Here is an 18,633-nt window from a genome sequence, read left to right as displayed (position 1 = left end):
ATCCCAGAGCCAGCTGGTGTACACCGACAGCCCTTTCGCCTGCCGGTCCCTGGTCAACGCCGACGACAGGCCGGTGGCGGCGCTCCTCTTCCGCTACGACCAGCAACACAGCGCCGACGGGAAGCCCAAGCTCGGAGCTGAACCAACGCACTCTGGCGAATCAGGCCCGCCAGTGGTGTACGTAACCTTCTCGCAGTGGTCCTCCGAGCAGGTCGAGCACCTGCTCGGCCGCGGCCTCACGACGGCTGGTGTCCGAGTCCGGCAGGAGGACGGCCACGGTCCGCAGCAGCGTGATGGTCGGCCCTCTCAGCGGAAGTCCGCCGCGTGGTCCACCGCCCACTCGCGGAAGGATCGGGCCGGGGTGCCCGTGATGCGCTCCACCTCGTCGTTGACCGGCTCCGGGTTGTCGAGCATCTCCGCCTGGGCCGGGAACACGCCCTCCGCCAGCTCTGCCGGGTAGCCCGCGGCCTTCATCTGCTCGATGGCCTCCTCCAGCGTGACCTCCTCGAACCGCACCGGCCGCCCGATCGCCTCGCCGATCAGCGCCACCTGCCGTTCCTGGGTGACCAGTTCGGGACCGGTGATCAGGGGGCGGGCGCCGAGCAGGGCGTCGGTCGTCAGCGCCTGAACGGCGACCGCGGCCATGTCCGCCTCGTGGATCAGCGGGCGGGCCAGCCTTGCCATCGGCGCCCGTACCGCACCGGTGGTGCGGACCTCCTCCGCCCAGCCCAGCGTGTTGCTCGCGAACCCGGTGGGCCGCAGCGCCGTCCACTCCAGTCCCGAGGCCGCGATCAGCCGCTCCAGCTCCGTGTGGAACATGGTGATCGCGTCGGCCGGCACCTCCTCCTCGCCTTTCACCCCGGCGGATGACAGGTACACCACCCGTCGTGCGCGCTTCCCGATCGCCTCGATCACCTCGGGCGCGCCCTCGGCACTCAGGAACGGCCACACCAGCAAGACCGAATCGACACCGTCCAAAGCGGCGTCCAAGGACGCGGGATCACCGAGATCGCCGCGTACCGCCTGCACACCCTCCGGGAAGTCCGCCTCGCCCCTCACCAGCGCCCGCACGGGCACGCCCGCCGCGTGCAGCTGGGCGACCACCGAGCCGCCGACCTTCCCCGTCGCGCCGGTCACCAGAATCCTGGGCTGTGTCATCGCCAACTCCGTATCTCGCCGTTCGATGACTCGACTCTCGTACATCAACCAAGGTTCAAGTCAAGCTGCCCCGGGCAGGCACGGTGGTCGTCACGCATTTCGTCGGCCTGTGGCGACGTCCACGGCAACGGCGTGCTGCTGCGCAGGCGGAGGGCCCGGACGGGAGCGCCGGGGGAATTCCGTCGACGGCACGCGCACGCGGAATTAGCCTCGCCCTATGAGCACCCTGGAGATGATCCGTGACGTTCCCGTCCTGATGTGCGACGCAGAGGGCGAGGTCATCGACGGCGGACACGAGGTGCTGGATCTCGTCGGCAACGCCTCGTACCAGGGCGCCCGGTGGGTGGTGGTGCCGGCCGAGCGGCTCGGCGAGGCGTTCTTCCAGTTGCGGACGCAGGTCGCCGGGGAGATCGTGCAGAAGTTCGTCCAGTACCGGGTGGGGCTCGTCGTCCTCGGAGACATATCCCGGCACACGGAGGGCAGTTCGGCGCTCCGGGACTTCGTACGGGAGTCCAACCGGGGGTGGCAGGCCTGGTTCCTCGCGGACGCCGGGGAGTTGCGGGAGCGCCTCAGCGGCAGCCGCTGACCGGAACCCCCTGCGGACCCCTACGATCCGTCGGGCCGCCGCGCTCCACGGCGTTTGCGGGCGCGGCGCAGGGCGTAGCGGAGCGCGCCCGCCAGGAGGACGGCGGTGCCCAGCAGCACGGAGGACGGCGGGAGCGCGAAGGCGAGGAGCGCGCAGCCGGTCAGCCCGAGCAGGACCACGGCGCGCGGCGGGCGGCCTTCGGCGGGGGTGAGCGTCCAGGCGGCGGCGTTGGCGAGGGCGTAGTAGGCCAGCACGCCGAAGGACGAGAAGCCGATCGCGCCGCGCACGTCCACCGTCGCCGCGAGCAGCGCGACGACCACGCCGACGGCCGCCTCCGCGCGGTGCGGCACGCCGTAGCGCGGGTGCACGGCGGAGAGCGCGTGGGGCAGATGGCGGTCGCGGGCCATCGCCAGCGTGGTGCGGGAGACGCCCAGGATCAGCGCGAGCAGCGCGCCCAGCGCGGCGACGGCGGCGCCCGCCCGTACGACAGGGGCCAGCCACGGCGCGCCCGCCGCCCGTACCGCGTCGCTCAGCGGAGCGGTGGCGTCCGCGAGGCGCTCGGGCCCCAGGACGGCCAGCACCGCGACGGCCACCGCCGCGTACACCACCAGCGTGAGGCCGAGCGCGAGCGGGATCGCGCGGCGGAGGGTGCGCTGCGGATCGCGTACCTCCTCACCGAGGGTGGCGATGCGCGCGTACCCGGCGAAGGCGAAGAAGAGGAGTCCGGCAGCCTCCAGCACACCGCCCGCCGTGGCGTCCGTGCCGAGGTCCAGGCGGGCGGCCCCGGCCGTGCCGCCGGTGAGGCAGGCGGTGACGACGGCGGCGAGGACGGCCAGTACGAGGGTGACGATGACGCGGGTCAGCAGCGCCGACTTCTGTACGCCGGTGAGGTTGAGCGCGGTCAGTGCCAGCACGGCGGCGACGGCTACGGCGTGGGACTGCTCCGGCCAGGCGTAGTGCCCGACCGTGAGCGCCATGGCCGCGCAGGAGGCGGTCTTGCCGGTGACGAAGGCCCAGCCCGCGAGGTAGCCCCAGACGTCACCGAGCCGTTCGCGCGCGTAGACGTAGGTGCCGCCGGAGGCAGGGTAGCGGGCGGCCAGCCGGGCGGAGGAGGTCGCGTTGCAGTAGGCGACGACGGCGGCGAGGGCCAGCCCGAGGAGCAGCCCGGAGCCCGCCGCACGGGCGGCCGGGGCGAGCGCGGCGAAGACGCCCGCGCCGATCATGGCGCCGAGCCCGAGCACGACGGCGTCGGTCACGCCGAGCCGTCGCCTCAGACCTGGCGGGTCGGCCGGGTCGGCCGGTGCCGGTACTGCTCCCACGCCCGCTCCCTCTTCGTACCGTCCGTACGTCCGTACGTCCGTCAGCCGTGCGGCCGGGTGGTCCTCCGCCACGCTCCGGCCCCGCGCACCGTAGCGGAGCAAGATGACGCTACGGTGCGCGGCTCTTCGGCCGGTGCCGAAGCGTCCCGCGGCTACGGTCGCCGCATGACCTCACCCGTCCCCCGCACCGCGTCCCCCGGCGCACCCGTCCATGCCCGGGTGCGCCGCCACGCCGAGGTGTGCGCCGTGCTGAACGACCCCCGCTTCGCGGTGCCGCGCGCTTCCCCGGCGCCCGGCCCGCTGGGGTGGCTGCGGCGGACCGTCGTCCGGTTCTGCGAGGGGCCGGACCATCAGCGGCGCCGGGCGCTGGTCGTGGAGTTGCTGAGCGGCCTGGACCCCGCCGCGTTGCGGGCGGCGGGGGGCGCCCGGGCCGCGCGCCTCGCGCCGGAGCAGGTGCCGTACGCGCCGGTGGCGGAGCTGGCCGAACGCCTCGGGTTCGGGGCGGCGGGCGGGGTCGTACCGGCGGTGCGCGCGGTCGCCGGGGCGTACCAGCCGGGGGCCGACGCCGAACGGGCGGCACGGGCCGAGGAGGGCGTACGGACGCTGCTCGCCGCGCTGCCCGGCGGCGATCCCGAGGAGGCCGCCCAGCGCATCGCGCTGCTGGTGCAGACGTGCGACGCGACGGCGGGGCTCATCCGCGCCGTGCTCGCCCGGTCGGCCGCCGTACCGCCGTACGGGAGGCGGAGGCGGGTGCGTACGGAGGACCTGGTGGCCGAGACGCTGCGGCTGGAGCCGCCGGTGCCCGCGACGCGACGCGTGGCCCTCGCCGGGGCGGCGCTCGCGGGGCGGACGGTGCCGGAGGGCGCCGCGGTGCTGCTGGATTTCGCCGCCGCCAACCGCGACCCGGCGGTCTTCGCCGACCCGGACGACTTCGCCCCGGGACGCCGTACGTCCCCGTCGCTCACCTTCGGGTACGGCCTCCGCCCGTGCCCCGGTGAGGTGCACGCGCGGGCGCTGGCCTGCGGTGTACTCGACGCGGTGCCGGTGCCGGACCCGGCCACACCCCCCATCCCGACCCCGACCCCGACCCCGGAAGGAAACCCCGGATGAACCGGTCCGATGAATTCCGCGCGCTGCACGCCCCCTCCGCCGGCGGCCCGCTGCTGCTGCCCAACGCCTGGGACCACGCCTCGGCAGCCGCCCTGGCCGGTGCCGGGTTCCGCGCGGTGGGGACCACCAGCCTGGGCGTCGCGGCGGCGGCGGGGAAACCGGACGCGACGGGCGGCACCCGCGCGGAGACCGTACGGCTCGCACTCGGGCTGGCCCGGCTGGACGCGCTGATCAGCGTGGACGTCGAAGGCGGCTTCAGCGAGGAGCCGGAGGAAGTGGCGGCGCTGGCGGTTGAGTTGGCGGATGCGGGGATCGTCGGCATCAACCTGGAGGATGGCCGCCCGGACGGCACCCTGACCGACACGGCACGGCAGTGCGCGCTGATCGCGGCGGTGCGGGAGGCCGCCCCCGCGCTGTTCGTCAACGCGCGCACGGACACCTACTGGCTACCCGGCCACGCCGCGCAAACCGCAGACCGCGCGGCGGCCTACCAACGGGCCGGTGCGGACGGGCTGTTCGTACCCGGTCTCCAGGACGCCGCCGCCGTCGCGGGGCTCGTCGCCGAGCTGGCAGTGCCGCTGAACATCCTCCACTCGCCCACCGGGCTGCCCTTCCACACCCTCGCCGAGCTGGGCGTACGACGCGTCAGCTGCGGCTCGCTGCTCTTCCGGACGGCGCTGGGGGCGGCCGTGGCGACCGCCGTCGCGGTGGCGCAGGACGCGCCGCCGCCACTGAGCACGGCCGGGGCGGCGGCCGTCCCGACCTACGCCCGGGCGCAGGCGTTCGCCGAGGCGTACGGGGACGGCGGGGGCGGCGCGCAGTGCTGGGCCCGCCACCGCCCCGCCCTGCCCCGCCACCGCTCAGGAGCCGTCCGCCTCCGGCTCCCACGCGGCGACCAGGGCGAGGAGGCCGGGGAAGCGGGCGTCCAGGTCGTCCACCCGGACCTGGCTGCGGCGCTCCAGCCCGTACTGCCGCTGCCGGGTGACGCCCGCCAGCCGCAGCGCCCGGAAGTGGTGTGTCAGCGAGGACTTGGGGCGGTCCAGGCCGAACCAGCCGCAGGTGTGGTCGAACTCCTCGGAGTCCAGCAGGAGTTTGCGCACGATGCGCAGGCGCAGCGGATCGCTCAGCGCGCCGAGCACCGCCTCCAGCCGCAGCTCGTCCACGGCGGGCTCGGGAAGCGGGTCGGGCAGCACGGCAGGCGGCGGCTCGGGCCGGGCGGCCGGGCCCCGCCGGAGGGTCGCCGGGGGCGTGGTCGGTGGCACTGGCAGCTCCTCGTCACCCGTTCCCTGTACGAGTTCGATCGTACTTCATGCACAGGTCCTCGCCTCCCGGCGGCGGGCGGCCGAAGCCGCGTGACGCCACCGGGAGGGGGGTTCATGGGGCGGAGCCGGGAGGCCGCCGAACGGGCGGGCCGCAGCCGCAGGGGCGGGCCGGCCGGGCGTACGGGGCGCCTACTCCCCCGCGTGCGCCTTCTTCAGCTGCGCGACGTCCAGCTTGCCCATCGAGAGCATCGCCTTGGTGGCCCGGGCGGCCTTCGCCTGGTCCGGGTCGCTGACCAGCTCGAACAGCACGGTCGGGACGACCTGCCAGGACACCCCGAACTTGTCCTTGAGCCAACCGCACGGACCCTCCTCGCCGCCGTCCTTCACCAGCTCCGCCCAGTAGTGGTCCACCTCCGCCTGGTCGTCGCAGTCGATCTGGAAGGAGACCGCCTCGCTGAAGGTGAACTCCGGGCCGCCGTTGAGCGCCACGAACTTCTGGCCGTTGGCCACGAAGTCGACCGTGACGACCGAACCGGCGGGGCCGGGGCCCGCCTCCGTGTAGCGCATGACGTTGCCGAGGTGGGAGTTCTTGAAGAGCGCGGTGTAGAACTGCGCGGCCTCCTCGGCCCTGCCGTCGAACCACAGACACGTGGTGAATCCGTCGGTGCTCATCGCTGCCTCCTGGACGTGGACGTGCTGTCTGCCGTCACCGGTACAGACCGCCCCCGCCCCGAAAACTCATCGCTGCGCGCCGACGACTTCTTTGGCGCGCGGGCCCCGGCCGGGTGCCGGGGCCCGCCCCAGGTCAGACGCGGTCGGCCACGATGAGCAGGTAGTGGAAGCTGCCTTCCTTGTACGCGTCGAGGAACGGCTTCTCGATGCCGGTCGCCACCGAGGACTTCGCCCGCAGCTCCCAGTACGGGATCGTCGCGGCGGTGAGGTCGACGACGTCGATCGGCACCAGGCTGTGCGCCGCGAGCGCCTTGAAGTAGTCGCTCCTGGGGTGGATGTTGCAGGTGTAGTGCTCGTCGATGCGGCTGACCGCCTTGGACCGGCCACCGGTCACGTCGTTGTAGCAGCCGGTGATGCACACGTAACGCCCGCCGTAGGCCAGCAGCCGCGAGAACTCGCCGAACAGCTCGAAGAGGTCCACGTACATGGTGGTCTCGTTGGTCCAGATGCCGCGGCGGGAGCCGGTCTCGAAGCCGGTGCCCAGCATGTTGCGGAAGTGGAACCGCACCTGGTCGGCGACGCCCCGCTGCTCGGCCTGGGCGTTGGCGAAGTCGACCTGGGTCTGGGAGATCGAGACGCCGTCCACCTGGGCGCCGAAGCGCTGGTTGGCCATGAAGCTCGTGCCGCCCCGGCCCGAGCCCGCGTCCAGCAGCCGGTCACCGGCGCCGACGGGCCCCAGGTGGCTCAGGAGCAGTTCGGCCTGGGCCGTCTCCAGCCGGTGCATCTCCTCGATGATGCGGTCGTCCCGGCCCTCCTCCGGGCCCTCCAGGACGGCCGGGTCGTAGTCGCCGATCCCGTAGTGGTGGTGGTAGAGCCCGTCGATGTCGCCGAGCCGCAGGTTGACCGGGTCCTTCTCGGTGTTCCAGTACGCGGCGACGGACTGCTGGTACGCCGTGCGCAGGACATCGGCCGGGCTGGGAGCGGTGGTGGTCATGAGGACTCCTTCACAGGTGAGAGTGCAGGTGTAGGTACGGGTGTGGGTACGGGTGAAGTGCGGATGACGTACGGGTGCGGGTGCGGGTGGTGGGTGCGGGGCACGCGGGGCGGTCAGGCGGCGGACGCGCCGTGGTAGCGGCCGCTGTCGGCGTGCCACTCGCGGCTGCCGCCGAGCCACGCCCACACCCCGGCCAGGAAGCGGCGCAGCTGCGGGGAGCCGGTGAGGGCGAGGGCTGCGGCCTCGGCCTCGTAGGTGTGCATCAGTTCGTCGTGGACGCGGACGCTGCTCTCGACCGCCTCCTGAAGCGAGCAGCCCTCCTCGGCGGCGATCAGCCGGGGCAGGCTGGTGTCGCCCGGGTCTTCCTTGGCCATCGAGTACAGGTCGTTCACGATCACGCTGGCGGTCCCGGCCATGGTGAAGGCGCGGCGCACCTTCGGGTCGGAGAACTCGGCCATCGGGACCTCGTAGCCGCCGAGGGCGTCGATGAGCACCATGCACGGCACGAAGCTGTTCTCGTGGCGGTGCATCAGGAACTCCCAGACGGGCGGGGTCTGCCCCGTCGTGGCCCAGACCGCCTCCTGGTTGTAGGCCACGAACATGATCGCCAGCTCGTGGCGGAGCCGTCGCACCTGGGTCGTCGTCGCGTAGCGGGCGAGGTGGTCCAGGCTGGAGCGGAGGGCGACCATGACCGGGTCCTGCTGGACGACGCGCTCCAGCCGGGGCGCGTAGTGCAGCGGCAGGTGGGCCTGGTCGATCACCGAGTGGGCAATGGCCAGCCGCTGGCCCAGCAGCTCCGGGTGCGCCTCGTCCGCCTCGCCGTCCACGTAGTGGTCGTCGACGGACCATTCGGCCAGCGCGCACCTGGCCGCCGCCAGCAGCCGGTCCGGGTCGTCCGTGTCGGGGTGGGCGAGCATGATGAGGCGGCCGAAACCGGCCGAGCGGACCATGTCGAGCTGGCCGGGGTAGATCCCGGTCTCCGCCGCCCACTCGACCAGCCGTTCGTTGACCTCCTCGCCCAGGGCGCGGTCGTCGCGGACGGCGGGCGGGCAGTACAGCACCGGACCCGGCGGCCTGCCGACCGGCGCCTGCCCGCCGACGCCGAGCCGGGTGGCCGAGGTGCCCAGGCCCGTGGGCCCGGCGGGGAGCGGGGGGACGGCGGACGCCGGCGGACGCGGCGGCGGAACGAGCACCGGACGGGCGGCGGACGGCTCGGGGAGCAGCACCCGGGCCGCCGAGGTGCCCAGCCCGGTGGGCCCGGCGGGGGCCCGCGGCCCGCTCACCGCCTCGGATGGCGCCGCCGCCTCCGGCCGCGCCTCGGGGGAAGCCTCCGCCTCCGGCCGCGCCGCCGCCAGCAGGTCCGGCGTACCGGGGCGGGCGGGATCGCGCAGCAGCGCGCCGACCAGGCCCGCCACGTCGTGGACGGCCGCCGAGGCGGACATCCTGGACAGCAGTGACACCGCCTCAGCCCTCCTTCTCCGGCGCCGACACGTACTCAGCCAGAGGGGTCTCAGCCACGGGGCCGGACCTCGACGTTCTCCAGGAGCCCGATGGCGTCCGGCACGAGCACCGCGGCCGAGTAGTAGGTGCTCACGAGGTAGGAGATGACGGCCTTCTCGTCGATGCCCATGAACCGGACGTTCAGACCGGGCTCGACCTCATCGGGAATCCCCGTCTGGTAGAGGCCGATGACGCCCTCGTTGTCCTCGCCGGTGCGGACCGCCATGATCGTCGAGGTCTGCTGCGCGGTGACGGGGATCTTGCCGCACGGGAGGATCGGCACGCCGCGCCAGGCGGGGATATGGTGCCCGTCGACGTCGACGCTGCCCAGCGCGATACCCCGCTTGTTGCACTCCTTGCCGAAGGCGGCGACGGCGCGCGGGTGGGCGAAGAGGTACTGGGTGCCGCGGCGCATGCTCAGCAGGTCGTCGAGGTCGTCCGGTGTGGGCGGGCCGGAGTGGGTCTGGATGCGCCGGTCGAAGTCGGTGTTGCTCAGCAGGCCGAACTCGGGGTTGTTGACCAGTTCCAGCTCCTGGCGCTCGCGCAGCGCCTCGATGGTGAGCCGCAACTGCTGCTGGGTCTGGTTCATCGGCTGGTTGTAGAGGTCGGCGACCCGGCTGTGCACCTTGAGCACCGTCTGCGCCACGCTCAACTCGTACTCGCGCGGCTTGAGTTCGTAGTCCACGAAGGTGCCGGGCAGGGCCTGCTCGCCGGCGTGGCCGGAGAGGAAGGCGACCTCGGTCTCGCCGTGCTTGTTCGTCGGCCGGTGGCCGTCGGCGCTGAGCAGCTCGACATGGGCCCGCAGCCCCTCGTGCTGGTCCGCCACCGCCTTGTACGCGGAGTACGGCAGCACCAGCACCGTCGTCGTCGTCACGGCGCGGGCGGTGAACTCCCACTTGCCGTCGCCGTCCGCCAGGACCTGGCCGCCGAAGGAGTCGCCGTCGGCCAGGCGGCCCAGGATCGTCTCCTGCCCGTCGTACTTGCCCTCGCCGACCTTCTCCACCTTGCCGTGCGCGACGAGGAAGACGCGGTCTGCCTTCCGGCCCGCCTGCACGATGAGCTGGCCCGGCTCGAACTCCTTCTGCGTGAACTTGGCGGCCAGGGCACCCAGCGCCGCCGGGTCCTCGAAGCCGCGCAGCAGGGGCAGTTCGGCCAGCTCCGCGGGCACGACGGTCACCTTCGAGCCGTGCTGCACGAAGCTCAGCCGGCCGTCGCCGACCGTGTAGGTCAACCGCCGGTTGACCCGGTAGGTGGCGCCCGGCACATGCACCCAGGGCAGCTTGCGCAGCAGCCACCGCGAGCTGATCCCCTGCATCTGGGGCTCGGACTTGGTGGTCGTCGCGAGATTGCGGGCCGCCTCCGTGCTGAGGCTGAGCCGCTCGTGGTCCTGCCCCTGAACCGGAATGCTCGCTGCCGGGGCGGCCGGACGTGTCTCTGGTGCCATCGGTCCCTCTCTCGCTGGGCGCGCCTGATCCGCGAGGCGTCCGAGAGGTATGACAACCGACCGACCCACCAGGCGTGATCACTTTCCGTGGCAATTAATAACACGTAGCGATCATCCACTTCGCCCCCGAACGGAGGGCGCGCAGCAGCACTCGCCGCCTTGTGCACCCAACTCACGCCCACCGCCCGCGCCGTGCGCGCGCGGCGCGCGCCCTGGGCGCCGGGTGCCGGAATCGGCCGCAGCCCGACGGGCGTTCGGGTCCTGTCGGGCGGCCCGGGGGCCGGTCGGCGGGTGCGGCCTGTGGTGTGCGGTCCGGGGGCGTGCGGTCCGGGGGTGTGCTGCCACGGCGGCCCGCCCAGGTCGCCCGGTAAGCCCTCAGGCCCAGGTCGGAGTGACCTGGGCCTGAGCTGTCGGCGCGTACGGGGCGGACCGGCGCGCGGGGCGCTGTGCGCGTATGCGCCGGACCTGCGCCCCCGGTTACCCCTGTGGCCGGGGCGCCGCGATCAACGCCGTGGTCTCCGCGGGCAGTTCCTTGATCTCCACCAGGTCCAGACCCGCGCGGTCCAGCATGCCGCGGAAGCGCTCGACGGTACGGTGGCGTCCGCCGTTCGTCATGAGCAGGTGGAGGTCCCAGAGCGCGGGCAACACCGTCGAACCCTCGTCCACCACGACCCGCTCCAGGATCAGCAGCCGGGACGAGGAGTCGGCCATGCCACGGCGGCAGTTCGCGAACACGCCGACGACGTCGTCGTCCTCCCAGCCGGCCAGCACCCGGCACAGCGTGTAGACGTCACCGCCCTGCGGCACCGCGTCGAACATGCTGCCGCCCACCAGTTCGACCCGGTCCAGGCCGATGGTGGCCGTGAGGTTCTCCCGGGCGGCGGGCATCACGTGCTCGCGGTCCAGCAGGGTGCCGCGGGCGTCGGGTGTGGCGCCGAGCAGCGCGGCCAGCAGCGAGCCGTTGCCGCCGCCGACGTCCACGACGTGCTTGCCCGCGAAGTCGAAGATCCCGGGCACGTGGTCGAAGAAGAGGTTGCCCGCCTTCATCGCCCGCTGGAACCGCACCGAGGCGTCCTTGTCCTCGCTGAGGTAGGCGTACAGCGGCTTGCCGTACGCGACCTCGAATCCCGCGCTGACGGTGCTGATGGCCTCCGGCGCGTGGCCCCAGGCGGTGTAGAACTCCTCGCCGTACAGCAGACACATGTCGCGCAGCGTGCCGGGGCGGTCCAGCAGGGCGCGGCTGACCGGGGTGTTGCGGTAGCCCGCGTCCGGCGAACCCTCGAAGAGGCCCATCGCGACCAGCAGCCGCAGCAGCCGGTGGATGCCCTCCTCCTTGGCGCCCGTCACCCCGGCCAGATCGGCGCTGGAGGTGCGGCCCGCCTCGATGTGGTCGGGCAGGCCGAGCTTGACGGCGGTGTAGACCGCCTGCGCCCGCCAGCCGCCGGTGATCATGTCGATGGCGTCCTGCGAGGCTCGCAGGTCCTCGCTCATGTCGGGATTCCCGCGCGCTTGATCACCGGAATGTCGATGTTGAGCGCGCGCATCTGGTTGTACGGGTTGTGGAACTCCCGCTGCGTGACGATCTTGCCGTCCTTCAGGAGAAAGTGGTGGATGAAATGATTGCGGTACTCACCGGACGGGTAGTCGGGGTAGTGGATTTCCCCCTTTCCGTCGCATTCCACCCAGAACCGGTTCGGGTCCTGCGTCTCGGAGATCTCGATGTTGTACCAGACCCAGTCCGGGAATATCTGGAGCGACCAGCGACCGTGAGCCTCCAGTTTCTCGTGGCCGCGCGACACGATCGGCTCGGGGGTGTCGCCCGTGTACAGGCCGGCGCTGCCGTCCTCGGTGAAGAGAAGATACCGGGTCAGGCGCGTCTCGCCCTTCCGGTTCATGTAGTCCTCGACCACGGCACGGTGGCGGCGGCGCAGCTCCACGGCGTCCTGGAATCCGGATGTGTTCGCGGTGGCATCGGTCATGCCGATTTCTTAGCAGTTCGGTAATGCCGTCCTCAAGCGCCCAGTTGGACACGGCACCGCAGAAGACGTGTCCAACCTCGGACACACCACACTTGGACACCCCCCGAAAACTCTGCGGAAGTGCCCGCACCCACACGTCCTTTCTTGGCGGCCTCGGCCACGGAGGCTACCGTTGGGGAATGCCCGACTACGTGATAGCCGACGTGTTCACCGAAACCGCGCTGGAAGGCAATCCGGTAGCCGTCTTCGTGAACGCGGACACCATTCCGGCGTCGCTGATGCAGCGCATCGCGCGCGAGATGAACCTCTCGGAGACGACGTTCGTACTGCCCCCGACCCAGGACGGGGACGTACGGGTCCGCATCTTCACCCCGGTCAACGAGCTGCCCTTCGCCGGGCATCCGACGCTCGGCACGGCGATCGTGCTCGGCGAGCACACCGCACGGGAGGGCATCCGGCTGGAGACGGCCATGGGCACCATCCCCTTCGAGTTCCGGCGCGCGGCCGACGGCACGGTCACCGCCGCCCGGATGCGGCAGCCGGTCCCGACCTGGGAGCCCTACGCCCAGGCGGACGCGCTGCTCGCGGCGCTCGGGCTGGAGGACTCCGTACTGCCGGTGGAGATCTACCGCAACGGGCCCCGGCACGTCTACGTCGGGCTGGAGAGCATCGACGCGCTCTCGCGGGTACGCCCCGACCTGCTGGCCCTGGCCGAACACCTCGACATGGCCGCCAACTGCTTCGCCGGGGAGGGCGCGCACTGGCGGATGCGGATGTTCTCACCGGCGTACGGCGTCGCGGAGGACGCGGCCACCGGGTCGGCGGCGGGGCCGCTGGCCATCCACCTCGGACGGCACGGGCTCGCACCGTTCGGGGAGGAGATCGAGATACTGCAAGGTGTCGAGATGGGGCGCCCCTCCCGGATGTACGCGCGGGTGACGGGTGACGCGGAGCGGATCGAGGACGTCGAGGTGGGCGGCTCGGCGGTGGTGGTGGCCCGCGGCAGCCTCCGCGTCTGAAGCGGGCGGCGCGCGACGGGTCGCGGGGCCTGCCGGCCCGCGACCGTCGCAGCTGCGGGTTGCCGCGGGTTGCCGCGCTGCGGCAGTGGCGTCCCGCCCGCGCGGCGGGCGGCACACGGTCAGCAGAACGGCGCACCAGCCCGAGGCACAGCGCACCGGCCTGAAGCACAGCGCGGCAGCACCCCAGCCCGGCACGGCGCCACGGCGCCGAGCCGGAGGTGCGACGCCGGGCCGCCGACGCCGCCGCCGGGGCGTCAGGGCTGGAGGCGGGTGCTGGTCCAGCCCTCTGCCGTGCGTTCGTAGCGGAGCCTGCCATAGAGGCGGTCCGGCCGTGAGTGCCAGAACTCCACGGTCGACGGCACGAGTTGGTACCCCACCCAGCGTTCGGGCCGGGGCAGCGGTGCGTCGGACGCCGCGAGGCGTACGGCTTCGGCGCGCAGCGCCTCCTCGTCCTCCAGCGGCTCGCTCTGCCGCGAGGCCACGGACATGGCGTGGGTGAACGTGGGCCGCGCGGCCCACAGTTCGTCGGAGCGGTGGTCCGGCAACTGCACCACCGGGCCCGCGAGCTGGACCTGCTGCTTGGTCTCCCGCCAGTAGAGCAGCCCGGAGCCCCACCCGTTGGCCTCGATCTCGCGGCCCTTGACGCTGTTGGTGTGGCTGGTGAAGATCAGGCCCACGTCCGTGATCGACACGGTCTGGATGATGCGGTTCGAGGGGCGTCCACTGCTGTCGGCGGTAGCCAGCGCGACCACGCCCGGCTCCCGTACGCCGCGTTCGACCGCCGCGTCGAACCATTCGCGGAAGAGCGCGATCGGATTCTCCGGCGGCTTGTCGAACTCGGGCGGCATCGGCTCGGCGGGCTCTGCTCCCGAAGTGCCTTCCTTGGTCGTGGTGTTGTCGGTCGTCCCGGTCATCGCTGCTCATTTCTCCAGGGCAAGTCCGTGCCCGGCCAGTTGCGTATGGGAAAAGATGCCCTCGACGGTGGCCTCGACCTCAAGGCTCATCCGCTCCGTGGGCGGGTATCCGATCAGTTCCATGGCCCGGTGCCGCGGCAGCGGCTGGTCACCGGTGTCCGCCGTCTCCCACAGCATCACGGCCCCCCAGCGGTTGCTCGCCCGGTCGGAGATCCAGAACTTCAGCCGCAGGCCCCTGACCGCCTCCCAGGGCTCCACTCCCCCGTCCCGCAGGTAGGCGCGCAGGGTGTCGATGGTCTGCTCGGAGTCGGTCAGGTCCCACCAGGCGATGGTCGCCCTCATCCGCCCAGCACCTCCCTGATCCGGTCGGCGAAGATGCGGGGGCCCTCCTGGGTGAGTACGGACTCGGCGTGGAACTGGAGCGAGGCGAAGTGCGGCCCGCGCAGCGCGTGCACCTCGCCGGTGTCCACGTCGCGGCTGATCTCCACGAGCCCGACGCCGGGCACGTCCGCCTTCCCGTCGTCGCTGTGCGCGGCGAAGGTGTTGTAGAAACCGACGCGCTCGCGGTCGCCGAAGAGGTCTATCGTGCGCTGCGCGCCCTGGTGCGGCACCTCGCAGCGGACGATCTCCAGGCCGAGGGTGCGGCTGAGCACCTGGTGGCTGAGGCAGACGGCGAGGAAGGGCCGCCGCTCCGCCAGCAGCCGGCCGACGGCTCCGTAGAGGTGGGCGATGCGCGGGTGCGCGGTATCGCGCGGGTCGCCGGGCCCGGGGCCCATGACGACCAGGTCGTGTTCGTCCCAGGAGTACGGCTCGTCGAAGCGACGAACCGTCACCTCCAGTCCCAGTGAGCGGAGTTGGTGTCCGATCATGCCCGTGAAGGTGTCCTCGGCGTCGACGACGAGCACCCGCTGCCCTGCCGTGTCCGCCGTCGCCGAGGTGCGCTCGGCCATCCAGAATCCCGCCAGTTGGGTGCTGCGTCTGCGCAACGCGTCGCGTACGTCGGCCTCTTCGCTGAACGGGCGGGCGCGTCCGGTGTCCAGCGCGCTGAGCAGCCCGGCCGCCTTCGCGCGGGTCTCGGCCGCCTCGGAATCGGGGTCGGAGTGGCGTACGAGGGTGGAGCCGACACCGAGCGTGACGCGTCCGGTGGCGTCGATGTCCGTGGTGCGGATGAGGATGGTGGAGTCCATGAACCGCCCGCCCCGCCCGTCCCGGCCGATCAGCGCCAGGACGCCGCTGTAGTAGCCACGGCTGGCGGGCTCGTAGCGGCTGATCACCCGGCACGCGGACTCCAGCGGGCTGCCCGTCACCGTCGGCGCGAACATCGTCTCCCGCAGGATCTCGCGGGGGCCCTGCCGGGAGCGGCCCTCGATGAAGTACTCGGTGTGCGCGAGGCGGGCCATCTCCTTGAGGAAGGGGCCGACGACCCGGCCGCCGTCCTCGCAGATCCGCGCCATCATCTTGAGTTCCTCGTCGACGACCATGTGCAGTTCGTCGCTCTCCTTGCCGTCCCCGAGGAACTCCATCAGGCCGGACATGGTCGGCCCGTCCGGCGGATAGCGGTAGGTGCCGCTGATCGGGTTCATCACCGCCTCGCCGCCGTGCAGGCTCACGTGCCGCTCGGGGGTGGCGCCGACGAAGGTACGGGTGCCGGTGTGCAGGAGGAAGGTCCAGTACGCGCCCGACTCCAGCTCGCACAGACGCCGGAAGAGGGTCAGGGCGCTGGCCGTGGAGTAGTCCTCGATGTCCACGACGTAGGAGCGCTTGAGTACGAAGTTGGCGCCGGTGCCGCGCCCGATCTCGTCCCGCACGATGCGGCGCACGATGGCCGCGTACGCCTCGTCGTCCACGTCGAAGTGCCCGCCGGAGAGCCGCAGCGGCGCCGGGGGTATGCGCTCCAGCGTCTCCCGGAGCGGCAGCACGGTCTGCTCGGTGACGCACATCGCCAGCAGCGGGGAGCCGTCGTCGGTGCAGGCGTAGCCGCGCTCGGTGATCTGCCGGTAGGGGACGGCGACCAGCACGTCGTGGCCCGCGCCCCCCGGGTCGTCGGGCAGCGGGATGTCGGCGAGCGTGCGCGGGGTGGTCATCTTGCCGAGCAGGACGTCCACTTGGTCGGGGCCCGCATCCGCGCCGGCGGCCTCCGGTCGGTGCAGCAGGGCGAACGGTGCGGTGCGGCCCGCCAGTATCCGCTCCAGCGGGTCGCCCCGCACCGCTGTGGCCGGGCCGCCCCCCGCGCGACCCGGTTGTCCCGCCGCGTGCTGCGGGCCGTCGGTGGCGGCCGAGCGGCACACGCGCCCGGCGTCCGGACGGGCCTGGCGGCCGTCCCTCCGCCCGTCCCGGCGGCCGTCTCCCCGGCTCTCGCCCTTCCCGGTCATACGAAGACCTCCGAGGTCGTGACGACCCGCGCGCAGCGCTCGGCCGCGTACTCCACGGCCAGCCGGTGGTAGTCGGCGGAGAAGTCGGCCATCGCGTCGACGACCATGAAGGGCTGTATGTCGTTGCTGAACGCCTCGACGGCGCTCATGAGCACGCCCACGTGCGCGTACACACCGCAGATGATCAGCTGGTCGCGGCCGTGTTCACGCAGCCGCGCCAGCAGCCCGGAGCGGAAGAAGGCGCTGTAGCGCCACTTGGTGAACACCCAGTCCTCCGGGCGCGGTTCAAGGGGCGGCACCACCTCACGGTCCGCCTCTTCCATCCGCATGCCCGGCCCCCAGAAGTCGTTGAGCAGGCCGCGCTGCTCCCGCGTCATGCCGCCGGGCTGCTGGGTGTACGCGACCGGGACGCCCAGCGCGCGGCACTCGTCCCGCAGTGCGGCGGCGTTGCGGATGACCTGCTCCGAGACGCTCTCGGGGAAGGGCCGCAGGAAGAAGCGCTGCATGTCGTGGATGAGCAGCACGGCACGGGCGGGGTCGGCCACCCAGCGCGCGGTGTTTCCCGGCAGGTCGTCCGGTGTCGGCAGCGTGTAGGGCTCTATCGTCGGGATACCAACCATGTCCGTCCGTCCTCAGCGTGTGTCCGGGAGCGGCCGGGCGCGGGGCTGTCCTTCTCCCGCGGCCGAGGCCGCACTTCGTGGGGGGAGCTGTCTCCGGTCGTGGCCGTCCGGTTCGTGCTGTCGGAGTTGCTCGGCGAGCAGCCGCCAGCCGTCGGCGTACTCCGTCGCCAGCTTCGCGATCACATGCCGGGTGTGCGGGGGGACTTCGTGCACGAGCGCGGTCCACTTCTCGCTGCTCAGCGTGTGGGCGTCGAGCAGCCGGAGCAGGGCTCGGCCGGTGTCGGTGAACCGCAGGGAGGGGTCGGCGCGCAGCCGGCGGACCGCGCGGGTCAGGTCGGGGGCCGGGGACCGCCCGGCGGGCGGGGCTGTGGGGGCGGTGGCTGCCGGGGTTCCGGAGCTGCCGGGGCGGCCGGGACCGCCCGGACTTCCCGGACCGGCCGGACTGCCCGGACGCGGGCGGGGCAGCACCGGGTCCTCGCCGACCCGCAGCCGCGCACGCACCGTCCGCACCGTCTCCGGCGAGATCCCCACCGCCGCGGCCACCTGGCGCAGCGAGAGTTCGGGGTTCGCGCGGAGCATGTCGCTGGCCAGCCTGCGCTGTTCGAGGCTGTTGACCGGGCGGACCCGGCCGTCCCGGCCGATCCGTCCGCCCGCCGGGGTGCCGGGTGCGGCGGCCCGTCGGCGGATGCCGGCGACCGTACGCGGGGAGAGCCCGGTCACCGAGGCGATGAGCCGGTCGGACCACTGCGGATGGGAGGCGACGATACGGCGCCCGGCCGCCTTGCGGTCGGCCGTGGAGAGCGGCAGCCCGTGCACGACGTTGGCGCGTACGGCGAAGACGAACGCGTCGGCGTCGTCGCCGTCGAAGAAGCGGACGGCGATCTCGCGCTGGTGGCGCAGCCGGGCCGCCTGGAGCCGGTGCAGGCCGTCCAGGACCCGCATGGTCGCGCGGTGGACCACTATGGGCGGCAGCGCGTCGGACGTACCGGCGAGCGCCCGGACGTGCTCCAGGTCCGCGCCTGCCGTACGGGGCGAGACCGCGCTCCGCAGCGCGCCGATCGGGACGGTGACCACCGGGCCCGGTGCCGTCAGCAGCTGCCCGGGGACCTCGCTCCCGCCCGTTCCCGCTCCGGGGTATTCCGGTGCTTCCCGCGGCGGGCTCGCAGCGAAATTGACCACCTGTTACGCCCTTCAGTCGCCGTGCATACCGAACGTGAATCAAGCAGCGCGCTGTTCAACTGCCGCCGTCCGGAGCGAAAGCGGCGGCGGTGCGGGGTACGGGTGCTGGTGGCGGGTGGTGGTGTCGGCGGGCGTACCTGTTCGTCGTTGCGTGTTCACATAAACTCTGCGGCCGGGCGCCCTTGCCCGATGGTTCGCGTGATTCCTGCCGCAGCCCCGTCAGCCGGAATTTCCCGCCCGACTCAATGCATGGTTGGAGCTCAGGTGCGATCACGTCAACAGCGAAATTATTTAACTTCCGAAGGAATGGCCGGATCAGCGGTCTTGACGGCATGCACCAGATGATCGGCGATCATTCGCAGCGCTGGCCGTGGCGCTTCCGGCGAGATGCGGGCAAACTCCCCGAGACTATGCAGCTGTCTGGAATCCGCTGTTGCGTGGCTCACATCCAAGAATTTCCCGAGGCATGACAATTCCCGGCCCGCAGAGACAATTCTTGGGCTCC

General features: G+C 72.4%; 17 protein-coding genes and 1 pseudogene. 4 read left to right on the top strand and 14 right to left on the bottom strand.

From position 1 onward, the window contains the following. Positions 1–306: 306 nt before the first annotated feature. Positions 307–1,158, bottom strand: a complete 852-nt coding sequence (locus tag H299_RS0109450; protein WP_027748218.1) for an NAD(P)H-binding protein — start codon at positions 1,156–1,158, stop codon at positions 307–309. A 217-nt stretch (positions 1,159–1,375) separates the two neighbouring features. Between H299_RS0109450 and H299_RS0109445 the strand changes: the two genes are divergently transcribed. Further along, complete coding sequence (locus H299_RS0109445; protein ID WP_027748217.1) at positions 1,376–1,744, top strand: DUF4180 domain-containing protein; 369 nt, start codon at positions 1,376–1,378, stop codon at positions 1,742–1,744. A gap of 20 nt (positions 1,745–1,764) precedes the next feature. Here the strand turns inward: H299_RS0109445 and H299_RS33105 are convergent, their stop codons facing one another. Next, a complete protein-coding gene (locus H299_RS33105) occupies positions 1,765–3,063 on the bottom strand; it encodes an APC family permease (protein WP_051262339.1) in 1,299 nt (432 codons plus the stop codon). A 165-nt stretch (positions 3,064–3,228) separates the two neighbouring features. On the opposite strand from H299_RS33105, the gene H299_RS33100 reads away from it, so the two are divergent. Beyond that, positions 3,229–4,173 carry a cytochrome P450 gene (locus H299_RS33100; RefSeq protein WP_051262281.1) on the top strand — a complete coding sequence of 315 codons (945 nt, stop codon included), beginning with the start codon at positions 3,229–3,231 and terminating at the stop codon, positions 4,171–4,173. After that, a pseudogene (locus tag H299_RS39015) lies at positions 4,170–4,823 on the top strand (isocitrate lyase/PEP mutase family protein); the annotation flags it as partial. The gene H299_RS33100 and the pseudogene H299_RS39015, both read left to right, overlap by 4 nt. 210 nt (positions 4,824–5,033) lie before the next feature. Here H299_RS39015 and H299_RS39010 read toward each other — a convergent pair. The 7 genes from H299_RS39010 to H299_RS0109395 form a co-directional block, all read right to left on the bottom strand. Beyond that, positions 5,034–5,435, bottom strand: coding sequence for an ArsR/SmtB family transcription factor (locus H299_RS39010; protein ID WP_486587214.1), 402 nt, complete (start codon positions 5,433–5,435; stop codon positions 5,034–5,036). 189 nt (positions 5,436–5,624) lie between these two features. Continuing rightward, positions 5,625–6,107, bottom strand: coding sequence for a VOC family protein (locus tag H299_RS0109420; protein WP_027748215.1), 483 nt, complete (start codon positions 6,105–6,107; stop codon positions 5,625–5,627). A gap of 133 nt (positions 6,108–6,240) precedes the next feature. Then, positions 6,241–7,101 (bottom strand): geranyl diphosphate 2-C-methyltransferase, encoded by an 861-nt coding sequence (locus H299_RS0109415; RefSeq protein WP_027748214.1) that lies wholly within the window; start codon positions 7,099–7,101, stop codon positions 6,241–6,243. Positions 7,102–7,214: 113 nt separating this feature from the next. Further along, the gene (locus tag H299_RS0109410; protein ID WP_027748213.1) at positions 7,215–8,561 is read right to left on the bottom strand and encodes a family 2 encapsulin nanocompartment cargo protein terpene cyclase; all 1,347 of its coding nucleotides are present in this window, start codon (positions 8,559–8,561) and stop codon (positions 7,215–7,217) included. A gap of 50 nt (positions 8,562–8,611) precedes the next feature. After that, positions 8,612–10,045 (bottom strand): family 2B encapsulin nanocompartment shell protein, encoded by a 1,434-nt coding sequence (locus H299_RS0109405; protein ID WP_051262280.1) that lies wholly within the window; start codon positions 10,043–10,045, stop codon positions 8,612–8,614. 477 nt (positions 10,046–10,522) lie between these two features. Next, entirely contained in the window at positions 10,523–11,536 is a 1,014-nt protein-coding gene (locus H299_RS0109400; RefSeq protein ID WP_027748211.1) for a methyltransferase, read from the bottom strand. Further along, positions 11,533–12,024, bottom strand: a complete 492-nt coding sequence (locus tag H299_RS0109395; RefSeq protein ID WP_027748210.1) for a PhzA/PhzB family protein — start codon at positions 12,022–12,024, stop codon at positions 11,533–11,535. The genes H299_RS0109400 and H299_RS0109395 overlap by 4 nt, the downstream gene beginning before the upstream one ends. 179 nt (positions 12,025–12,203) lie before the next feature. Here H299_RS0109395 and H299_RS0109390 point away from each other — a divergent pair, with 179 nt between their 5' ends. Continuing rightward, positions 12,204–13,043: a PhzF family phenazine biosynthesis protein gene (locus tag H299_RS0109390; RefSeq protein WP_027748209.1), complete on the top strand. Its 840-nt coding sequence runs from the start codon at positions 12,204–12,206 to the stop codon at positions 13,041–13,043. A gap of 254 nt (positions 13,044–13,297) precedes the next feature. Here H299_RS0109390 and phzG read toward each other — a convergent pair whose 3' ends face one another. Genes phzG through H299_RS33095 form a run of 5 tightly spaced genes read right to left on the bottom strand, consistent with a single transcriptional unit; the run spans position 13,298 to position 18,128 of the window. Beyond that, on the bottom strand, positions 13,298–13,957 hold the full coding sequence (gene phzG / locus H299_RS0109385; protein WP_027748208.1) for a phenazine biosynthesis FMN-dependent oxidase PhzG: 660 nt from the start codon (positions 13,955–13,957) through the stop codon (positions 13,298–13,300). A gap of 6 nt (positions 13,958–13,963) precedes the next feature. After that, positions 13,964–14,299, bottom strand: a complete 336-nt coding sequence (locus tag H299_RS0109380) for a hypothetical protein (protein ID WP_027748207.1) — start codon at positions 14,297–14,299, stop codon at positions 13,964–13,966. Further along, a complete protein-coding gene (locus tag H299_RS0109375) occupies positions 14,296–16,329 on the bottom strand; it encodes an anthranilate synthase family protein (RefSeq protein WP_078512597.1) in 2,034 nt (677 codons plus the stop codon). The genes H299_RS0109380 and H299_RS0109375 overlap by 4 nt, the downstream gene beginning before the upstream one ends. Then, positions 16,326–16,949: an isochorismatase family protein gene (locus H299_RS0109370; protein WP_027748205.1), complete on the bottom strand. Its 624-nt coding sequence runs from the start codon at positions 16,947–16,949 to the stop codon at positions 16,326–16,328. The genes H299_RS0109375 and H299_RS0109370 overlap by 4 nt, the downstream gene beginning before the upstream one ends. A 12-nt stretch (positions 16,950–16,961) precedes the next feature. Further along, positions 16,962–18,128, bottom strand: a complete 1,167-nt coding sequence (locus tag H299_RS33095) for a streptomycin biosynthesis protein (RefSeq protein WP_486587213.1) — start codon at positions 18,126–18,128, stop codon at positions 16,962–16,964. Between the last annotated feature and the right edge of the window lie 505 nt (positions 18,129–18,633).

The organism is Streptomyces sp. CNH287 (assembly GCF_000424825.1).
Note: the sequence above shows the minus strand (reverse complement) of the source record. Positions and strands in the feature narration are given on the sequence as shown.

Coding starts and splice junctions, on each gene's coding strand:
- H299_RS0109375 (WP_078512597.1), bottom strand. CDS start 16,329: ATGACCGGGAAGGGCGAGAGCCGGGGAGACGGCCGCCGGGACGGGCGG.
- H299_RS0109445 (WP_027748217.1), top strand. CDS start 1,376: ATGAGCACCCTGGAGATGATCCGTGACGTTCCCGTCCTGATGTGCGAC.
- H299_RS0109420 (WP_027748215.1), bottom strand. CDS start 6,107: ATGAGCACCGACGGATTCACCACGTGTCTGTGGTTCGACGGCAGGGCC.
- H299_RS0109380 (WP_027748207.1), bottom strand. CDS start 14,299: ATGAGGGCGACCATCGCCTGGTGGGACCTGACCGACTCCGAGCAGACC.
- H299_RS0109395 (WP_027748210.1), bottom strand. CDS start 12,024: ATGACCGATGCCACCGCGAACACATCCGGATTCCAGGACGCCGTGGAG.
- H299_RS0109405 (WP_051262280.1), bottom strand. CDS start 10,045: ATGGCACCAGAGACACGTCCGGCCGCCCCGGCAGCGAGCATTCCGGTT.
- phzG (WP_027748208.1), bottom strand. CDS start 13,957: ATGACCGGGACGACCGACAACACCACGACCAAGGAAGGCACTTCGGGA.
- H299_RS0109450 (WP_027748218.1), bottom strand. CDS start 1,158: ATGACACAGCCCAGGATTCTGGTGACCGGCGCGACGGGGAAGGTCGGC.
- H299_RS33100 (WP_051262281.1), top strand. CDS start 3,229: ATGACCTCACCCGTCCCCCGCACCGCGTCCCCCGGCGCACCCGTCCAT.
- H299_RS0109370 (WP_027748205.1), bottom strand. CDS start 16,949: ATGGTTGGTATCCCGACGATAGAGCCCTACACGCTGCCGACACCGGAC.
- H299_RS0109415 (WP_027748214.1), bottom strand. CDS start 7,101: ATGACCACCACCGCTCCCAGCCCGGCCGATGTCCTGCGCACGGCGTAC.
- H299_RS0109400 (WP_027748211.1), bottom strand. CDS start 11,536: ATGAGCGAGGACCTGCGAGCCTCGCAGGACGCCATCGACATGATCACC.
- H299_RS0109390 (WP_027748209.1), top strand. CDS start 12,204: ATGCCCGACTACGTGATAGCCGACGTGTTCACCGAAACCGCGCTGGAA.